The following is a 16,590-nucleotide window of genomic DNA, read 5'->3' as shown; positions in this document are numbered from 1 at the left end:
AGGCTGCACACTATGACGCCGCTGATCATCGACACCGACCCGGGCATCGACGACGCCTTCGCCATCGCGCTGACCGCCGCCAGCCCCGAGGTCGACCTGCTCGCGGTGACCACCGTCTTCGGCAACGTGGGCCTGGAGAACACGACCGCCAACGCGTTGCGGCTGCTGGAGCTGTGCGGACGCCCGGACGTGCCGGTGGCAGCCGGGGCGGACCGGCCGCTGGTGCACCCGACCCCGCACCGCGCCAGCGAGGTGCACGGCGGCGACGGCTTGTCCGGGGCGGCGGACACGCTGCCCAAGGCGTCCAAGGACGTCGACGGCCGGCACGCCGTGGCGCTGATGGCGGACCTGCTGCGCACGGCCACCGAGCCGGTCACGATCGCCCCGATCGGACCGATGACCAACGTCGCCCTGCTGCTGGCGCTGCACCCGGAGCTGAAGCCGAAGATCGGCCGCATCGTGGCGATGGGCGGCAGCGCCAAGGGCGGCAACACGACCGCGGCGGCCGAGTTCAACATCTGGAGCGACCCCGAGGCCGCGCACCGCGTGCTGGCCGAGGAGGACGTGCCGACCGTGCTGGTGCCGCTGGACCTGACCCACCGCTGCGCAGTCGACGCCACGTGGCTGGAGCGTCTGGCCGCCGGCGGCACGGTGGCTCGCGGCCTGCACGCTCTCACACCGTCCTACCGGGCCACCTACCGACGCGTGCTCGGCATCGACGGCATGGTGCTGCACGACGCGATCGCCCTGGCCGAGGCCATCTCGCCCGGCATCCTGCGCACCACTGCCTGCCCGGTCGAGGTCGACACCTCGCACGGCCCCGGCCGCGGGGCGACGATCGTCGACCAGCGCCGAGGCCGGAACTCGCATCGGCGGCTCGTGGACGTGGCCCTCGATGCCGACGTCACCGAGCTCGGGGAGTTCGTGCTCAGTCGCGTCCTGCGCTGAGGGCCAGGTCCAACGCCGCCGCGCAGTGCAGCGTGGTGGTCGGGAACACCGGCACGTCCAGGTGTTCCTGGCTCACGCTGAGCTCCAACTCGGTGCAGCCGAGCACGATGCCCTCGGCGTCCAGGCCCCGGGCGATGGCCAGCAGCTCGTCCCGGGACGACGCCTCGACCCGCCCGACGCACAGCTCGTCGTAGATGATCCGCTGCACAGCGGCCCGCCCGGCTTCGTCCGGGACCACCGTCTCGACCCCGTGCGCGGCCAGCCGGTCGCGGTAGAAGGCCTGCTCCATCGTGTACTTGGTGGCCAGCAGCCCGACCCGGGTCAGGCCGGCCTCCAGCACCGCGGCGGCGGTGACGTCCCCGAGATGCAGCACGGGGATCGTCACCGCCGCGGCGACCTGGTCGTAGACCTTGTGCATGGTGTTGGTGGCAATGAGCGCGAACGCCGCGCCCGCCGCCTCCAGCGACCGAGCCTCCTGCGCCAGTGCCTCGCCGGCCGCGGCCCAGTCGCCGTCGGCCTGCATCCGCTCGATCGGCGCGAAGTCCACGGTCGCGACCCGCAGCCGGGCCGAGTGCAGCCCGCCGAGACGGTCCCGCACGCCCTCGTTGAGCAGCCGCAGGTACTGCGCCGTCGACTCCCAGCTCATGCCGCCGATGACCCCGATGAGTTCCATCACGGCAGGTAGTACATCGGGTTGGGCAGCTTGACCGGCCGCTCGGCGTGGCCGCCGTTGAGGTCGCTGAACTGGTCCCCCAGGTTGAGCACGATGTCGTTGCCCTGGGACTCGATGTACGCCCTGGTCAACGACTTGTACTGGGTCGTGGTGCAGGTCGGCGCGCACGAGGACAGGTAAGCCGGCCACTGGCCCTCGGGCTTGAGGAACGCGCCGGCCGGCGCCGGGTAGCCGTCCTTGGCCAGGTCGGCCAGGGTGGCCGCGCGCTGGTGCTCGGGCCGGCCGGTGAGGAAGAAGACCTGCACGCCGTGCTGGAAGGCCCACTGGGCCAGCTCCAGCGTCGGCTTGATGGCCGGGAACTGCCCATTGTTGATCCACTGCTCGGCGACGGCCGGGTTGTAGGCGAACTGCTGCGCCACCTCGTAGCCGAACGTGGTCTCGGACGTGTCGTCCACGTCCAGCACGATCGCCGGGTGCTGGACCCGCTGGGCGAGCCGGCGGGCCAGGAACGACTTGCCGTCGGCCACGGCCTGCGCCGTCTGCCGGGCCCACTGCCCGGTCGGCGACGGTTGGTGCACGCCGTTCGCGTCCACGGTGTCGCCGTAGTAGGCCTTCACGTCGTTCTCGACCTGGCCGATGTTGGCCGGCTCACGGCCGAAGTCGGGGGACTGCCGCGAGCCGAGGGCAACGCCCCCGCCCGCGAGCAGTCCCACCGCCACGACCACCAGCGCGGTGTTCGCCCACCTGGCCACGGGACTCCAATCACAGGGTGCAACGAAGTCCCGAACCTACCCCGGCTACTGGGCGTTGGTCCCCGCGACCATCGGCTTGATCTGCAACGGCGTCTGGTTGGGCACGTGGGCCGAGCAGCCCTGCACGCCGCCGGACAGCGGCACGAACACGGCGGCGGTGTTGTTCGGCGGGTAGACCCGCAGTCCCCGCACGCTCACCGGCTTGCACTGCGACGCGTCGTACACGCCGACGTTGGCGACGCTCAGCGCGGCCGAGGCGGCCTGGCCGGGCTGCAGCGTGATCGTCGGCGCGCTCGCCGACACCCGGGTGGCCGGGTCGCCGACCTGGTGCCCGTCGTCACCGGCCACAAAGGACACACCGGGGTAGGCCGCGATGGTGCACGGCTTGGCGCCGGCGTTGGTGAACACGATCGGGATGAACTGGTGCCCGGCGCCCGCGTTGCCGTCGCCGGCGGTGACCTTCAGGTTGGCGCTGATGCACTGGCCGTTGGCCGCGCTCGCACCGCCGGAGCCGTCGCCGCCCGCGCCGGACGCGGTGTTCGTGCCGGTGTCCGTGCTGCTGGTGGCCGGCGCGGAGCTGGCCGTGCTGGTGGCCGTCGTCGACGAGGGCGTGGTCGAGGTGTTGGACGACGCGTTGGTGGAGCTCGGGCTGCCGCAGGCCGCGGTGAGCAGTCCCACCGCCATCACGCCCGCGACCGCCACGATGCCGAAAGACCTGGTCATGGACTTCGCCTCCAGTCGCACTCAGCGTTTCGAGTACCCGATCAGAGGACGTGTGACACCTCAGGTGGTTGCGTGCGCCCGGCAGAGCACCGCCGTCGGGGTGTGACCGATCCTCGTCAGCACGACGGTCGCCTCGGCGTCACCGGCCAGCTTCAATCGGGGCCGCAGCGTGTTCGGGTCAACGTTAAGCCCTCGGACGAGGATCTCCAGTCGCCCGATCCGGTGGCGTCGCAGCACCGCGCGCAGCGCCTTCTCACTGTAGTGGCCGTGCTCGATCACCTGGAAGGCCCGGATTCCCGGCGGCGGCGTGTCGCCGGTCAGGTAGGCGATGTGCGGGTCCAGCTGGGTCAGACCGTGCCGGGCCGCGTAGTGGCGGACAAGACCGGCTCGCACCACCGCCCCGTCCGGGTCCACGATCCAGGCGCCGACGGCCGTGACCGGGCAGTCGTCCGGCTCGTCGAAGGTGATCGTCCACTCGGGACCGTTCGTGCGCAGAACCGTTGCCCGTCTTGCCGTCGTGGCCAGCGACCCGGTCCACAGACAGGCCTCTCGCACCTGGCCGTCCAGTGAGACCAGCTCGATCTCGTCGGCCCAGGGCGCGGCGTCGAAGTCCATGCCCGGCGAGCACTTCACGGCCAGCTCCCGGCCGCGGTAGGCGTCGACGAGGTCGTCCAGCGGCGGCACCAGGTCGGCGGCGCGCCACTTGCGCTGCCCCGAGGTGTCCCGCCGCGCCGGGTCGGCGACCACGACCGTGTTCGCAGTGGACGGTCGCAAGGCGTCTGCTCGAATCAGCAGCGGATCGACACCGGCGACGGATGCGTTGTGGCGGGCCATCTTCAGCCGCACAGCGTCCACATCGGACCCAACGCACCGATTGGCCACCCTGGCCACCACGGTCAGGTCGGCGCCGATCGAGCACGTCACGTCGTGCACGTCGCGGTCACGCAGCCGCCGGGCCCGGTGTTCGGCCACGAGCGACGGCGTCGCCTGTTGCAGGGCGGCGTCGGTGAACAGCCATTCGTCCACACCGGACAGTTTGGCCACGGACTTTCGGCGCAGCACAGCCGTTTCCAGCACGGCGGCGGCGAAATCCGGCACGATCTTGCGGGCCGTGGCCACGTCGGCCAGGCGCGAGGCGGCGGTCAGGGGCAGCGCGCCGACCTCGGCCAGCGCGGCCCGACCCGCCGCCGACGTCAGGAAAGCGACGTCGGCGGCGGAGAACTCATACCCCACCCGGCTTGGTCCCGGTCACCAGCACGTTGTAGAACAGCTCCCGCGGCATCACCTTGGACAGCAGGTTCTCGTCCAGCCAGGACAGCCGCTGCCAGGTCTTGTAGGCGAACATCGCCCAGCCCCAGCCCAGCTTCTCACGCGGCACCGCCGCCTCAAAGGTGCGCACCGGCCAACCGAACAGCGCCGCCGACAGCTCCTCGGTGACCGCCTTGACGTTGCGGGCGCCGGCGGCCCGGGCGGTGCGCTCCAGCTCCAGCGGATCGAACGTGTGAATGTCGACGACCGCCTCCAGGGCCGCCGCGCGGGAGGACTCGTCCAGTTCCTCCTGCGGCCGCCGCCACGAGTTCAGCGGCTCGAACTTGGTCACGTTGGTGGTCAGCCACCAGGTGATCTGCCCGAGCTTGCGGGCGTAGAAGTCGCCGATCTTGGTCGGCTCGCCGGCGAACACGAAGCGCCCGCCCGGCTTGAGCACCCGCAGCACCTCGGCCAGCGCGGCCTGCACGTCCGGAATGTGGTGCAGCACCGCGTGCCCCACCACCAGGTCGAAGGTGTTGTCCTCGTACGGGATGCGCTCGGCGTCGGCGACCCGGCCGTCCACGTCCAGGCCCAGGTTCTCGGCGTTGCGCAGCGCCACCTGCACCATGCCCGGCGACAGGTCGGTCACCGAGCCCTTCTGGGCCACCCCGCCCTGCATCAGGTTCAGCAGGAAGAACCCGGTGCCGCTGCCCAGCTCCAGCGCTCGGCCGTAGGGCCAGCCGCGGTCGCCGGCCACCATCCGGAACCGGTCGGTGGCGTAGTCGATGCAGCGCTGGTCGTAGGAGATGGACCACTTCTCGTCGTAGGTGCCCGCCTCCCAGTCGTGGTAGAGCACGTTGGCCAGCTTGGGGTCGTCCCAGGCGGCCTGCACCTGCTCCTCGGTGGCGTGCGGGTTGGGGGCCGGGTCCTGCACGTCACTTGCCACTGAACTTCGCCTTCCCCGGGCCGTTCTCGATGAATGACTGCATGCCGGCCGCCTGGTCCTCGGTGGCGAACAGGGCCGCGAACAGGTGGCTCTCCAGCTTCAGGCCGCTGGCCAGGTCCCCGTCCAGGCCGCCGTCGATGGCCGCCTTGGCCGCCGCCAGCGCCCGGGCCGGGCCCTCGGCGAACTGGGACGCCCAGCGCTTGGCCGCCTCGAACACGTCGTCCGGCGCGACGACCTCGTCCACCATGCCGATGGCCAGCGCCTCGTCGGCGGCCACGAACCGGCCGGTGTAGATCAGGTCCTTGGCCTTGCTCGGGCCGACCAGCCGGGCCAGCCGCTGGGTGCCGCCCATGCCCGGGATGATGCCGAGCAGGATCTCCGGCTGGCCCACCTTGGCGTTGTCGCCGGCGATCCGGCGGTCGCAGCACAGGGCCAGCTCGAAGCCGCCGCCCAGGGCGTAGCCGGTGATCGCGGCCACCGTGGGCTTGGGGATCTCGGCCACCGCGCCGACCGCCGAGGACAGCTGCTGGGCCCGCTCGGCCATCTCGACGTAGGAGAGCGTGGCCATCTCCTTGATGTCCGCGCCGGCCGCGAACACCTTCTGCCCGCCGTAGACGATCACCGCGCGCACGTCCTCGCGCCGCGACGCCTCGGCCGAGGCGGCCCGGATCTCCTCCTGGACCTGCATGTTCAGCGCGTTCATCGGCGGCCGCTCCAGGCGGATGACCCCGATCCCGCCGTCCACCTCTAGCCGGACGAACTCAGCCATCTGTCCTCCTCGACTCCAGGCCTCGCAGGCTACCCGCCGGTAGCACCCCACGTTTGGAAAGGACCATTCCTCTCGTTCAACGCGCGGAAACGCGCTTTCACGCACCAGAGCCGGTGCGGCGGCGGGCGAAGTAGCGGTCGCCGACCTTGTCCAGCTCCAGGTCCTGGCCGAAGGCCGCGGACAGGTTCGGGGCGGTGATCACGTCGTCGACCAGGCCCTGGGCCACGATGCCGCCCTCGCGCAGCAGCAGCGCGTGGGTGAAGCCCGGCGGGATCTCCTCGACGTGGTGGGTGACCAGCACCATCGCCGGCGCGTCCGGGTCGAAGGCGAACTCCGACAGGCGGGCCACCAGGTCCTCGCGGCCGCCCAGGTCCAGGCCGGCCGCCGGCTCGTCCAGCAGCAGCATCTCGGGGTCGGTCATCAGGGCCCGGGAGATCAGCGTGCGCTTGCGCTCGCCCTCCGACAGCGTGCCGAACATGCGGTCGGCCAGGTGCTTGATGCCCAGCGCGGCCAGCAGCTCCTCGGCCCGGCCGGTGTCCATGCTGTCGTACTGCTCACGCCAGCGGCCGATGACGCCGTAGCCCGCGCTGACGACGACGTCCACCACCTTCTCCTCGGGCGGCACCCGGCCGGCCAGCGCGGCCGAGCAGACGCCGATGCGGGTGCGCAGCTCGAACACGTCGGTGCGGCCCAGCTTCTCGCCGAGCACGTGCACCGCCCCCGTGGTCGGGTGCATCTCGGCGCCGGCCAGGCGCAGCAGGGTGGTCTTGCCGGCCCCGTTCGGGCCCAGCACCACCCACCGCTCGTCCAGCTCGACCCGCCAGTCGATGCCGCGCACCAGGGTGGTCCTGCCGCGCCGCACGCTGACCTTCTCCATCGCCACGACGAGATCGACATCCGCACTGATCGGCTCGGTCACCGGTCCATTGTTCACAACCCACCCGTCGTGGCCTGGCACCGGGGCACCCGGTCGGGGAAGATCGCGATGTGGTTGCCAACCCTGCCCCGGACCCGATGATGCTGGCCGGACGCCCCTTCCCCCTCGGGTCGCACCCCGAGGCCGGCGGGGTGCGCTTCGCCGTCGCCTCCTCCACGGCCGAGGCGGTGGAGGTGTGCTTGGTCGACAACGGGCAGGAGAAGCGCGTTGAGCTCACGGAACGCACCTTCGGGGTGTGGCACGGCGTGGTGCACGGCGTGCTGCCCGGACAGCAGTACGGCTACCGCGTGCACGGTCCGTACGATCCGGCACGTGGCCTTCGCCACAATCCGGCCAAGCTGCTGGTCGACCCCTACGCGAAACGCATCACCGGCGGTCTGACCAACCTCGAGGCGGCGCTGGGCTACGTCGACAACGCTACGACCGGGCCGGCCTCCACGGTGGATTCGCTGGGCAGCGTGCCGCTGTCGGTCGTCACCTCGCCCGGCGGGCCGGACACCGGCGTGAAGCCCGAGGTGCCGTTCGAGGAGTCCGTGTTCTACGAGCTGCACGTGCGCGGCTACACCAAGCGGCACCGCGACGTGCCCGAGCACCTGCGGGGCACCTACCTGGGGCTGGCCCATCCGTCCGTGGTCGAGCACCTGGTGCGGCTGGGCGTCACCGCCGTCGAGCTGATGCCCGTACACACCTTTGTGGACGAGCCGTCGCTGATGACCGCCGACCGCCACAACTACTGGGGATACTCGCCGCTCGGCTTCTTCGCCCCCTACGCCGGCTACGCCAGCGAGCCCGGGCGCGAGGTCGAGGAGTTCCGCACCATGGTGGCGTCGCTGCACGCCGCCGGCATCGAGGTCGTCGTCGACGTGGTGTTCAACCACACCTGCGAGTCCGGCTTCGAGGGGCCCACGCTGAGCTTCCGCGGTCTGGACGCCCCGGCGTACTACGCGCACGGCGACGGCGGCCGGGGGCTGGACATCACCGGCTGCGGCAACACCTTGGACGCCGGGTCGCCGACCGTGGTGCGGCTGGTCACCGACTCCCTGCGGTACTGGGCCGGTGAGCTGGGCGTGGACGGCTTCCGCTTCGACCTCGCCTCCGTGCTGGGGCGGCCCGGGGCCGGTCCGTTCGATCCCAACGCCGCGCTGCTGACCGCCATCGCCTGCGACCCGCTGCTGGCCAGCTGCAAGCTGATCGCCGAGCCCTGGGACGCCACCGGCGACGGCTACCGGGTCGGCGCGTTCGGCGTGCAGTGGGCCGAGTGGAACGGGCGCTACCGGGACACCGTCCGCGACTTCTGGCGCGGGGCCGTGGGCGTGCGCGATCTCGCCTACCGGCTGACCGGCTCCAGCGACCTCTACTCCGACGACGGCCGGCGGCCGTGGGCGTCGATCAACTTCATCACCGCGCACGACGGTTTCACCCTGCGCGACATGGTCTCGTACAACGACAAGCACAACGAGACCAACGGCGAGGACAACCGGGACGGCACCAACGACAACCGGTCCTGGAACTGCGGGGCCGAGGGCGAGACGTCCGAACCCGACGTGCTCGCGCTGCGGGCCCGCCAGGCCCGCAACCTCATGTCCAGCCTGCTGCTGTCCATGGGCACCCCCATGATCACCGCCGGCGACGAGATGTGGCGGACCCAGGACGGCAACAACAACGCGTACAACCAGGACAACGAGATGTCCTGGGTGGACTGGGACCTGTCCGCCGACGCCTCCTCGCTGCTCGAGTTCACCGGACGGCTCGTGGCGCTGCGGGCCGCCTCCCCCGCGCTGCGGCAGCCCCAGTTCTTCGACGGCCGCATCACTCCCAGCGGCGAGCCCGACCTGGTGTGGCTGCGCCCCGACGGGGCCGAGATGGCCGAGACCGACTGGTTCGACGACGACCGCCGCACCCTCGGCGTCTGGATCGACGGCGCCAACTGCCTGTCCCGCACCAAATCCGGCGAGCTCGTCTCCGACCATTCGTGGCTCATCGTCCTGCACGCCGGCGGCGACCCCTGCGCCTTCACTCTGCCCCCGGCCGAGTTCGGCCCGCTGTTCGAGCCCATGCTGGACAGCGGAACCCCTGATGGCACCCCGGTCGACCAGACCCCTTTGGCCTCGGGCAGCCAGATCCAGCTCCCCGGCCGCACCACGTTGCTGCTTCGGGCACCCCGCAACAGCAAGTGACCGGGGTCAGCTCAGCCGCACCGGGAGGGTGTGGAGCCGGCTGCCCATGATCGATCCCGGTGCGCTGTGGCGTAAGGCTTTGAGCGGCGTGGTGAGCCGGGCGTGCGGGTAGGCGTCACGGACGGTCTCGGCCAACGCCCGGAGTTCGAGCCGGGCCAGTTGGGAGCCCAGGCAGTAATGCGGGCCGGCGCCGAAGGTGAGGTCACTGACAGCGTTGATCCCCCGAATGTCGATGAGCACCGGGGAATTGGCCGGCAGCCGGACACCGGCCAGATCGACCTCGACCGTTGTGAAGCGCCAAAGCGTGAACGGCGCCGGCGGATGCTCGCGGAGAGTTTCCCGCACCAGTTCGTCATTGTCGCGGGGCGCTGCGGGATCGCCGAGCAGGCGGGCCAGCAGGAAGCCCACCGTCAGATCAGTCGTGAGCTGTCCGGCGAACAGCAGCGTGAAAACCTGGTATTCGAGGTCCTTCCGTGTGCTGTCCGGCGGCATGCGCCGGGCCAGTTCGGCCGCCAGTCCGTCGGCGTTCTCCAACGCGGCTTGGGCCAAAGTGGCAAAGGCCGCCATGGCTCGGCCCACGTTGGCCGGGTAGTCGACGTGCATCAGCCGGCAGGCGCTCATCACCGTGTCCACCTGGTCGTCCGGAATGCCGAGCAGGTCGCACAGGATCGTCAGCGGATACCTCGTGGTGAAGTCCTCGACCAGGTCGACCTCACCCGGCCCTAAGCGGGCCAGGAGCCGTTCTGCCCTGGCCTTCATCCGTGGGTAGGCCGCCTGCATCCTCGCCGCGCTGAACAACGGCGCCAGTGCGCGCCGCAGGCGTGCGTGCGGCTCGCCGTCCAGCGTCGTCACCGACATCTGCTCCGCCGCACTCGGCTCCAGGCCCGCCGTGGCCCGATTCCAACTCGGCGGGGCCAGCGCCGGGTCCTTGGCGAAGCGCCCGTCGGCCAGGACCTCTCGGGCCAGGTCGGCCTCCGTGACGATCCACATCGGCCCACCCGCCGGGGCCTGCGTCCGGACCACGACGCCGGCCTCTCCCAGCCTCGGATCGGGGGCGTTGGCTTCGGTGGAGAACGGGCAGCTGACCGTGGGGGCGTCCGACATCGGCAGGCCTTCCTCGTATCGGGATGCCTCCGACATTAACTGCGTAACGCAGCTACTGCAAGACGCAGAGACTGTTCGACGCAGTAGGCTGTCGTGATGGCGGAGTCGCACGAAGTCCTTCGGGCCATTGCCCGGTGGCAGATCCCGGTCATCCAGCTGAACGGCATGATCGCCGAGCACCTGGGCCTGAACTGGACCGATCTCCAGGCCCTTTACGTGCTGGCCAACCAGGGGCCCGCCACCGCCGGCGAGCTCGCCCGGCGCGTCACCCTCACCAGTGGCTCCGCCTCACGGATGATCGAACGCCTCGTCCAGGCCGGCTACGTCCGCCGCGTGCCCGACCCCCACGACCGCCGCCGCGTCCTCATCGAGCCCGACCCCGAGGCCGTCCACCGCGTCGGCAGCCTCTACGAACGCCTCAACGCCAGCCACCTCCGCGACCTCTCCCACCTCGACGACACCGAGCTCTCGGCCCTGCTCCGCTTCATCACCGCCGCCACCGAGCGAACCGAGGAGGAGATCCAGCGCTTCCCCCAGTGACTCCCCGCACTCGGCCCGCCATGGGAGCCTGAGCGGCGTGTCGGACAGCGAGGATGCTCGGAGGTTCTTGGCTTCGCTCCAGGTCGGCGACGTCTGTTCGGGCACCGTCACGTCGGTCGCCCGTCACCGCCAGTGGGCGGTGACTCTCGACGACTTCCCCACGCGCCCGCTGGGGATGGTCGGCCGTTGGAGCAGAGCTGGTCTCCGTCTCCGAAGGTGGCGGTCGGCGACCGCGTCACCGCCGGAGTCGTCGCCGTCGACATGGACCGCGAGGAGGCTCGGCTGTCGCTTGCCCCGGCCGAGAACCCGAAACTGTGGGCTTTTCTCAGCCGACGCCGTCCTGGCGAGGTTCTGTCCGGCGTGGTCGCGGCCATCGAACGGTTCGGCGTGTTCGTGGCGCTGGATGACGGTCCCAGCCACCCGCTGTTTCCCGGCGTCGGCTTCATCACGATCCCCGAGCTGTCCTGGGGCCGCATCGACTCCGCCGCTGATGTCGTCCAAGTCGGGCAGCGGATCGCGTGCGAGTTCCTCCAGTTCGACACGTACAACGGCGAGGCCCACCTGTCCCTGCGGGCATTGCGGCCCGACCCGTTCCAGGCCTTCGCCGAAACCGTCGCCGTAGGCCAGACCTTGCGCGGGCCGGTCACGAAGCTGGTTCCTTTCGGCGTGTTCGTCCGCGTTGCCGACGGCATGGCAGGGCTGGTCCACAGCAAAGAGCTGACCTCGCCCACCGACGACGTCCTGCGGATCGGTGACGAGATCACGGTGGCGGTCACCGAAATCGACCGAGCGCAACGTCGACTGGCCCTGTCTCAGCGGCCGGCACGCCCAGACACCACCACAAGCCGACACTCACATTCCGCCACCCCGGGCACCCACAGCCCCACCCACCCTGGGGGCTGACCCCGTTTCAGCCTATCGGCGGTACCCCGAAGTTGACCTTGAACGGGGACAGCCTGTGGACAACCGGGAAAGCTGCCCACAGGCTGTGGATGGATCAGAGTTGGCCCAGGTAGAAGGGCACTCCCTGGTCGTCGACGCAGTCCGAGGTGATGCCGTAGGGCATCTGCACGGGGTCGGTGGCGGTGCCGCCTGCGGAGCGGACGCGGGCGACGGCGGCGGAGACGTCGGTGACGACGTACATGGGCAGGACGGCGGCCTCAGCGTGACCGCCCTGCAGGCCGAAGCCGAGGGCGGGGCCCTGGACCTGCCAGCCGTCGGCGACGCGGCCGGGGGTGAAGGTCCAGCCGAAGACGGAGCCGTAGAACGCCCGGGCGGAGGCGGAATCGCGGACGTGCATGGTGAAGTAGACGATCTCGCCCTGAGCGAAGGTGGACGGCTGCGGCCCGGGCGAGGAGAGGTGCAGGGCGAAGGGCAGGCCCTGGTTGTCGACGCACTGGGCGCTGAGACCGTACGGCTCCTCGACGGCATCGCCGGCAGTGCCACCGGCGGCCCGGACGCGGGCGATGGCGGCGTCCATGTCGGTGACGGCGTGGCTGAGGAAGGTGGTGCGCCGGGAATCCGACCACAGCCCGAGGTGCTGCCCCAGCCCCTCGACGCGTCGGTGGTCGGCGGAGATCCGCCAACCCAGGACGGAACCGTAGAAGGCGGCGGCACGGGCGGCGTCGGGCGACCACAGGGACGCGTAGACGACATCGCCCTGAACGGCGGTGACAGGCATAGAACCTCCAGACATGGGACGGACAAATGCGGCCTCGAGCAGGGCACGCAGACCGGCGGCGAACCGCGGGTCGGGATCGACGGGAACCACCGGCTCGAGCAGGTCCTCGAACGGATCGGTCATCGGGTGCCCTCCTCACGGCTCTGGTAGTGGGCCCGAAAAGCGCCGCGGGCCCGGACGAGCAGGGCCTCGGTGGCGTGCACGGTCCGCCCGAGGCAGCGAGCGACCTCGGGCACGGGCAGGCCGTCGAGATAGCGCAGGGTGAGCACCGACCGGTGCGGGGCGGACAGCGAAGCCAGAACCTCCCGAGCCAGCAAGGCATCCAGCCGCTCATCCCACGGGTCCTCGGGCTCGCAGGCGAGTCCGCCGAGGACGCGGAGGCCACGGCGTTCGCGTTCGGCCCGCCGCCAGTGGTCGACGAGCTTGTGCCGGGCGATGCCGATCAGCCAACTAGTGCTGACCTCGGTCGCCTTGCCGCGACGGCAGGAATCCATGGCCGCCAGGAAGACCTCGGTGGTGAGGTCCTCGGCCACCGGCCGCTGCCCGCAGCGGGCCAGCAGGTAGCCGTAGACCTGGGGCAGCGCCTGTTCGTACAGGTCGAGCAGGGTGAGCCCCGGGTCCGGCCGCACCCCGGACGGTTGGTTCATGCCTACTCATCGTTCCGGCTCCCCGAACTCCGACGGAAAAAACCACCCTTCACGGGGAGCGACCATTCGCGTACAGCCAGCGCACGATGCTGGCGCCCTCTGACACGATGACGCCATGCAGCAGCCGTGGGGCACCGACCCCGAGCTTCGCGACCAGCTGGTCTCGCGGTTCGTGGAGTGGGCCGAGCACCGCCGGGCGCAGCCGGTGGAGCACGTCGAGGACGCCATCCTGGCGCTGGACTGGAGCAGCCTCGGCCCGAACGACAGCGCCTTCCGCTGGACGGTCCGCGACGTCGAGCGGTTCCTGCTGGAGTACCTGCCGGACCGGCTGAACCTGCCGGAGACGGTGTGCGCGAGCGGGGCGCCGACGCTGGGCCTGCTGGTGGAGTTCCTGGCCGCCAGGGGCATGTTGTCGCCGGACAGCGACCATCCGGACGACATCGTCGAGCGGTGCGAGGGGGTGTTGGAGGCGGCGGAGCACCGGTCGTCCTACGACGTGCGGGCCAAGGCGCTGATGCACCACGTGCGCGGCGACGAGGAACTGACGTTCGCCGAGCTGGTGTCCCGGGTGCGCACGATGCCGGCCGACGAGGTGGCCAAGGCGCTGGTGGGGATCGAGCGGCGCACAGTGGGCCCGCTGCGGCTGCCAAACGAGCGGGAGCAGTGGTTCGCGGCGGAGCGGGCGCCGGTGTTCGTGTGGTTCGCGCAGCTGCGGCAGGCGTGCGGCGAGGACGGCATCGAGCTGGTGGACAAGCGCGAGCTGCCGGCGGAGCTCGCGCTGGTGCTCGGCGTGGACGCCACGGAGCTGCCGCGGGTGCTGGCGTGGGCGCTGGCGGCTGGTGCCGTGCGGCGGTTGAAGGGCCGCCTGGTGCAGGTGGCGGCGTGGCGCAAGGTCGAGAAGCATTCGCTGAACCTGATCCGCAAGGTCTTCGAGGCGCACCCGAAGCTGCCCGGCCGCAGCCTGGTGCAGCTGAGCGTCGAACTGGTGCAGGCGGCGGTGGCGCGCCGGTCGCTGGACCTGGCCGAGTTGCCGGTGTCCAGCGAGGTCGTGGACTTCCTGATGGACAGCGGCCTGATGTTCGCGCTGGGCAGCGAGGCCCGGCTGACGGCCTGCGGCATGCCGATCCTGGTGGACCTGGCCGAGCGCAACGGGCTGCTGGTGCGGGTGCTGCCGGATCCGTTGTGGGCCACGGTGGACGAGCTGATCGACGCCGTCGCGGCGGCCGGCGACGAGTGGGCCGAGGACGTGCGGGAGTGGAGCCTCGGCGAGCCGGACCAGCACAACCCGCGCGCGTTGATCAGCCGCATCGCGACCCCGGACCGGCCGACAGCCGAGGTGATGGTGGCGATCCGGACCTGCGGCGAGGTGTTCGGCGACCGGGCCACGGTGCCGCCGGTGCGGCTGCTGCTGGGCGGCCCGCACGACGGCCCGGCGCTGCTGTGGTTGTTGCGGCACAAGGCGTTGGACGAGGGCGACGTGCCGGCGGTGCGGGTCGCGGACGCGAATGTCGTTGAGCTGTCGGGACTGTTGGACGCCGGCGGGGTGTCGCGGGTGCTGGACGCGGTGGCCGAGCACGGCGACACGGCCCAGACCATCGAGTTCCTGAACCTGGTGTGGCGGTCGGATCATCCCAGGACGTGCGAGGTGCTGCTGGTGACGGCCGAGCACTACGGCGACGAGACGGTGGCCGCCCACGCCCGGAAACTGGCCGAGCGCCACCGCGGCTGGCACACCCGCGGCTAACCCGAACCCCCGCGAGTCCCGCTCTGGAGCAACCGAAAAGCAGGTTCCGGCATTGTCCGAAACCTGCTTTTCGGTTGTCTGAGAACGGGACTCGCGGGGAGGTGGGAAGCGTCGGTGATCGACAGAATTTCACCAGGTGGAAGCGGGTGCCGGGCCCTGGCCGGACATGCCAACATGGAGACATGATTCGGCGGCGAACGACTTGGTCAGACCTCGTGGTCGACCTCGTTCGCGTGGCGTCCTGCGGGTGTACCGGGACGCGACGCAGCCGCTGATCGCCCACGTCACAAGCGAGCCGCCGGCCCGTCGCGTACGCACACGCCCGTCCCAGCGCCGCGACACCTGGAGTAGCCGTGACCCTCGCCTTCGACCTCGACGTCCATCCCGACCTCGACCAACCGCTGCTGCGGGACCTGATCCAGCCCGACCGTCCGCTGTGGACGCCGTCGCAGCTACGGGACCTGACCAGCACGTTGGCCACGGAGCTGACCACGCCGCTGCTGGGCGTGCTGCGGTTCGAGGAGCAGCAGCGCTGGTGGGCACGGCTGGCGCTGACCGGCGGCGTGGAGGTCTGGCTGCTGTCGTGGCTGCCGGGACAGGGCACGCATCCGCACGACCACGGCGGCGCGGCGGGCTCGTTCACGGTGCTCAAGGGCGAACTGACCGAGGACTACCGCTACCCCGGCGGCCCGATCCGGAGCATGCGGCGCGAACTGGGCGCCGCCGTCGGCTTCAGCGGCGGCCGGGCCCATCAGGTGCGTAACTTGGGTGTCGCCCCGGCGGCGAGCGTGCACGCCTACTCGCCGCCGCTGCTGCCGACCCGCGAATACGCCAGCCTGGAGGACGTGAAGTGACCGTCGACGACTACCTCGACCAGGCCCGCGCCGAGTTGGAGCGGGTGACCCCGGCCGAGGCCGACCGGTTGCGCCGCGAGGGTGCGCTGCTGGTCGACATCCGTCCCATCGCCGACCGGGCCGCCGAGGGCGAGATCCCCGGCTCGGTGCCGGTGGAACGGATCCACCTGGAGTGGCGGCTGGACCCGAGCAGCGACCACCGGCTGCCGCAGGTCGACCGGGACACGAAGGTGATCGTGCTCTGCAACGAGGGCTACGCGTCCAGTCTGGCCGCGCGGGATCTGCACCGCCTGGGCCTGAAGACGGCGACCGACCTGGAGGGCGGCTTCCGGGCGTGGGCGGCGGCCGGGCTGCCGGTGGTGGCCGGCGGCCGGCCGGCGGTGCCGTAGCGGCATCACGGCGGGCGGTCGTGGCCGAGCAGCGGACAGCTGTCCCTACTGCGGACGGTCTTCCTCGGAGAAGCGGTTGTCCCGGATGGTGCTGCCGTAGGCCGGCGGGTAGCCGTACTTGCGGAGCTTGGCGTCGTTGGCCTCGGAGGCGTAGCTGAGCGAGTAGTACAGGCCGACGATCAGGCCTAGGGCCAGCGCCATCAGGATGATGTAGAGCGGCCCGCCGAACTGGGACAGCACCGCGAACAGGATCGCCAGCGGGATGAGCAGCCGTAGGAAGGTGCGCAACAGGTGGCGGACCAGCCAGGTCTTGCTGATCACGTCCTTGAGCACCCACTCGCGGTAGCCCTGCGGCAGACGTCCGCCGAGGGAGTACCACAGCCACAGTGCGGGGTTGGGACGCTTGACGGCCATGGGTGAACTTTAGGCGCGTTCGACCGGTCGGCCGGAACCGCCCG

General features: G+C 71.0%; 18 protein-coding genes. 7 read left to right on the top strand and 11 right to left on the bottom strand.

Features of this window, described 5'->3' with window-relative positions; genetic code table 11:
* Positions 1-12: 12 nt before the first annotated feature.
* On the top strand, positions 13-948 hold the full coding sequence (locus JJ691_RS45545; protein ID WP_211765600.1) for a nucleoside hydrolase: 936 nt from the start codon (positions 13-15) through the stop codon (positions 946-948).
* Here the strand turns inward: JJ691_RS45545 and JJ691_RS45540 are convergent.
* From JJ691_RS45540 to JJ691_RS45510, 7 genes are all read right to left on the bottom strand, one after another.
* A complete protein-coding gene (locus JJ691_RS45540; protein ID WP_211765599.1) occupies positions 929-1,621 on the bottom strand; it encodes an aspartate/glutamate racemase family protein in 693 nt (230 codons plus the stop codon). The two genes, JJ691_RS45545 and JJ691_RS45540, sit on opposite strands and share 20 nt — an antisense overlap.
* Positions 1,621-2,373, bottom strand: a complete 753-nt coding sequence (locus JJ691_RS45535) for an HAD family acid phosphatase (protein ID WP_249227450.1) — start codon at positions 2,371-2,373, stop codon at positions 1,621-1,623. Before JJ691_RS45535 ends, JJ691_RS45540 begins: the two co-directional genes overlap by 1 nt.
* Positions 2,374-2,418: 45 nt before the next feature.
* Positions 2,419-3,096, bottom strand: coding sequence for a DUF4232 domain-containing protein (locus JJ691_RS45530; protein ID WP_211765598.1), 678 nt, complete (start codon positions 3,094-3,096; stop codon positions 2,419-2,421).
* Positions 3,097-3,156: 60 nt separating this feature from the next.
* Positions 3,157-4,329, bottom strand: coding sequence for a THUMP-like domain-containing protein (locus tag JJ691_RS45525; RefSeq protein ID WP_211765597.1), 1,173 nt, complete (start codon positions 4,327-4,329; stop codon positions 3,157-3,159).
* Positions 4,319-5,290: a class I SAM-dependent methyltransferase gene (locus JJ691_RS45520; protein WP_249227449.1), complete on the bottom strand. Its 972-nt coding sequence runs from the start codon at positions 5,288-5,290 to the stop codon at positions 4,319-4,321. Before JJ691_RS45520 ends, JJ691_RS45525 begins: the two co-directional genes overlap by 11 nt.
* Complete coding sequence (locus JJ691_RS45515) at positions 5,280-6,059, bottom strand: enoyl-CoA hydratase/isomerase family protein (RefSeq protein WP_211765596.1); 780 nt, start codon at positions 6,057-6,059, stop codon at positions 5,280-5,282. The genes JJ691_RS45520 and JJ691_RS45515 overlap by 11 nt, the downstream gene beginning before the upstream one ends.
* A gap of 97 nt (positions 6,060-6,156) precedes the next feature.
* Positions 6,157-6,936 (bottom strand): ABC transporter ATP-binding protein, encoded by a 780-nt coding sequence (locus JJ691_RS45510; protein WP_211772142.1) that lies wholly within the window; start codon positions 6,934-6,936, stop codon positions 6,157-6,159.
* Between the two features lie 110 nt (positions 6,937-7,046).
* Between JJ691_RS45510 and glgX the strand changes: the two genes are divergently transcribed.
* On the top strand, positions 7,047-9,173 hold the full coding sequence (glgX, locus tag JJ691_RS45505) for a glycogen debranching protein GlgX (RefSeq protein WP_442912565.1): 2,127 nt from the start codon (positions 7,047-7,049) through the stop codon (positions 9,171-9,173).
* 6 nt (positions 9,174-9,179) lie between these two features.
* Here the strand turns inward: glgX and JJ691_RS45500 are convergent, their stop codons facing one another.
* Positions 9,180-10,277: a cytochrome P450 gene (locus JJ691_RS45500; protein WP_211765595.1), complete on the bottom strand. Its 1,098-nt coding sequence runs from the start codon at positions 10,275-10,277 to the stop codon at positions 9,180-9,182.
* Positions 10,278-10,373: 96 nt separating this feature from the next.
* On the opposite strand from JJ691_RS45500, the gene JJ691_RS45495 reads away from it, so the two are divergent.
* Complete coding sequence (locus JJ691_RS45495; protein ID WP_211765594.1) at positions 10,374-10,817, top strand: MarR family winged helix-turn-helix transcriptional regulator; 444 nt, start codon at positions 10,374-10,376, stop codon at positions 10,815-10,817.
* 216 nt (positions 10,818-11,033) lie between these two features.
* The gene (locus tag JJ691_RS45490; protein ID WP_211765593.1) at positions 11,034-11,720 is read left to right on the top strand and encodes a S1 RNA-binding domain-containing protein; all 687 of its coding nucleotides are present in this window, start codon (positions 11,034-11,036) and stop codon (positions 11,718-11,720) included.
* A 94-nt stretch (positions 11,721-11,814) separates the two neighbouring features.
* On the opposite strand, the gene JJ691_RS45485 is transcribed toward JJ691_RS45490, so the two are convergent.
* Complete coding sequence (locus JJ691_RS45485; protein WP_211765592.1) at positions 11,815-12,498, bottom strand: VOC family protein; 684 nt, start codon at positions 12,496-12,498, stop codon at positions 11,815-11,817.
* 119 nt (positions 12,499-12,617) lie between these two features.
* The gene (locus tag JJ691_RS45480; protein ID WP_211765591.1) at positions 12,618-13,145 is read right to left on the bottom strand and encodes an RNA polymerase sigma factor; all 528 of its coding nucleotides are present in this window, start codon (positions 13,143-13,145) and stop codon (positions 12,618-12,620) included.
* A 115-nt stretch (positions 13,146-13,260) separates the two neighbouring features.
* Between JJ691_RS45480 and JJ691_RS45475 the strand changes: the two genes are divergently transcribed.
* The 3 genes from JJ691_RS45475 to JJ691_RS45465 all read left to right on the top strand — a co-directional run bounded on the left by JJ691_RS45475 (position 13,261) and on the right by JJ691_RS45465 (position 16,132).
* On the top strand, positions 13,261-14,889 hold the full coding sequence (locus tag JJ691_RS45475) for a hypothetical protein (protein WP_211765590.1): 1,629 nt from the start codon (positions 13,261-13,263) through the stop codon (positions 14,887-14,889).
* 353 nt (positions 14,890-15,242) lie between these two features.
* Positions 15,243-15,743, top strand: a complete 501-nt coding sequence (locus tag JJ691_RS45470) for a cysteine dioxygenase (RefSeq protein ID WP_211765589.1) — start codon at positions 15,243-15,245, stop codon at positions 15,741-15,743.
* Positions 15,740-16,132 carry a rhodanese-like domain-containing protein gene (locus JJ691_RS45465; protein ID WP_211765588.1) on the top strand — a complete coding sequence of 131 codons (393 nt, stop codon included), beginning with the start codon at positions 15,740-15,742 and terminating at the stop codon, positions 16,130-16,132. The genes JJ691_RS45470 and JJ691_RS45465 overlap by 4 nt, the downstream gene beginning before the upstream one ends.
* Before the next feature lie 45 nt (positions 16,133-16,177).
* Here JJ691_RS45465 and JJ691_RS45460 read toward each other — a convergent pair whose 3' ends face one another.
* Positions 16,178-16,546: a DUF5313 family protein gene (locus JJ691_RS45460; protein WP_211765587.1), complete on the bottom strand. Its 369-nt coding sequence runs from the start codon at positions 16,544-16,546 to the stop codon at positions 16,178-16,180.
* Between the last annotated feature and the right edge of the window lie 44 nt (positions 16,547-16,590).

The organism is Kutzneria sp. CA-103260 (assembly GCF_018263855.1).
Lineage (GTDB): Bacteria > Actinomycetota > Actinomycetes > Mycobacteriales > Pseudonocardiaceae > Kutzneria.
Note: the sequence above shows the minus strand (reverse complement) of the source record. Positions and strands in the feature narration are given on the sequence as shown.

Excerpts from the sequence above, each read along its gene's own strand:
- JJ691_RS45545 (WP_211765600.1), top strand. The coding sequence starts at position 13 with ATGACGCCGCTGATCATCGACACCGACCCGGGCATCGACGACGCCTTC.
- JJ691_RS45540 (WP_211765599.1), bottom strand. The coding sequence starts at position 1,621 with ATGGAACTCATCGGGGTCATCGGCGGCATGAGCTGGGAGTCGACGGCG.
- JJ691_RS45530 (WP_211765598.1), bottom strand. The coding sequence starts at position 3,096 with ATGACCAGGTCTTTCGGCATCGTGGCGGTCGCGGGCGTGATGGCGGTG.
- JJ691_RS45515 (WP_211765596.1), bottom strand. The coding sequence starts at position 6,059 with ATGGCTGAGTTCGTCCGGCTAGAGGTGGACGGCGGGATCGGGGTCATC.
- JJ691_RS45510 (WP_211772142.1), bottom strand. The coding sequence starts at position 6,936 with ATGGAGAAGGTCAGCGTGCGGCGCGGCAGGACCACCCTGGTGCGCGGC.
- JJ691_RS45500 (WP_211765595.1), bottom strand. The coding sequence starts at position 10,277 with ATGTCGGACGCCCCCACGGTCAGCTGCCCGTTCTCCACCGAAGCCAAC.
- JJ691_RS45495 (WP_211765594.1), top strand. The coding sequence starts at position 10,374 with ATGGCGGAGTCGCACGAAGTCCTTCGGGCCATTGCCCGGTGGCAGATC.
- JJ691_RS45485 (WP_211765592.1), bottom strand. The coding sequence starts at position 12,498 with ATGCCTGTCACCGCCGTTCAGGGCGATGTCGTCTACGCGTCCCTGTGG.
- JJ691_RS45480 (WP_211765591.1), bottom strand. The coding sequence starts at position 13,145 with ATGAACCAACCGTCCGGGGTGCGGCCGGACCCGGGGCTCACCCTGCTC.
- JJ691_RS45475 (WP_211765590.1), top strand. The coding sequence starts at position 13,261 with ATGCAGCAGCCGTGGGGCACCGACCCCGAGCTTCGCGACCAGCTGGTC.
- JJ691_RS45460 (WP_211765587.1), bottom strand. The coding sequence starts at position 16,546 with ATGGCCGTCAAGCGTCCCAACCCCGCACTGTGGCTGTGGTACTCCCTC.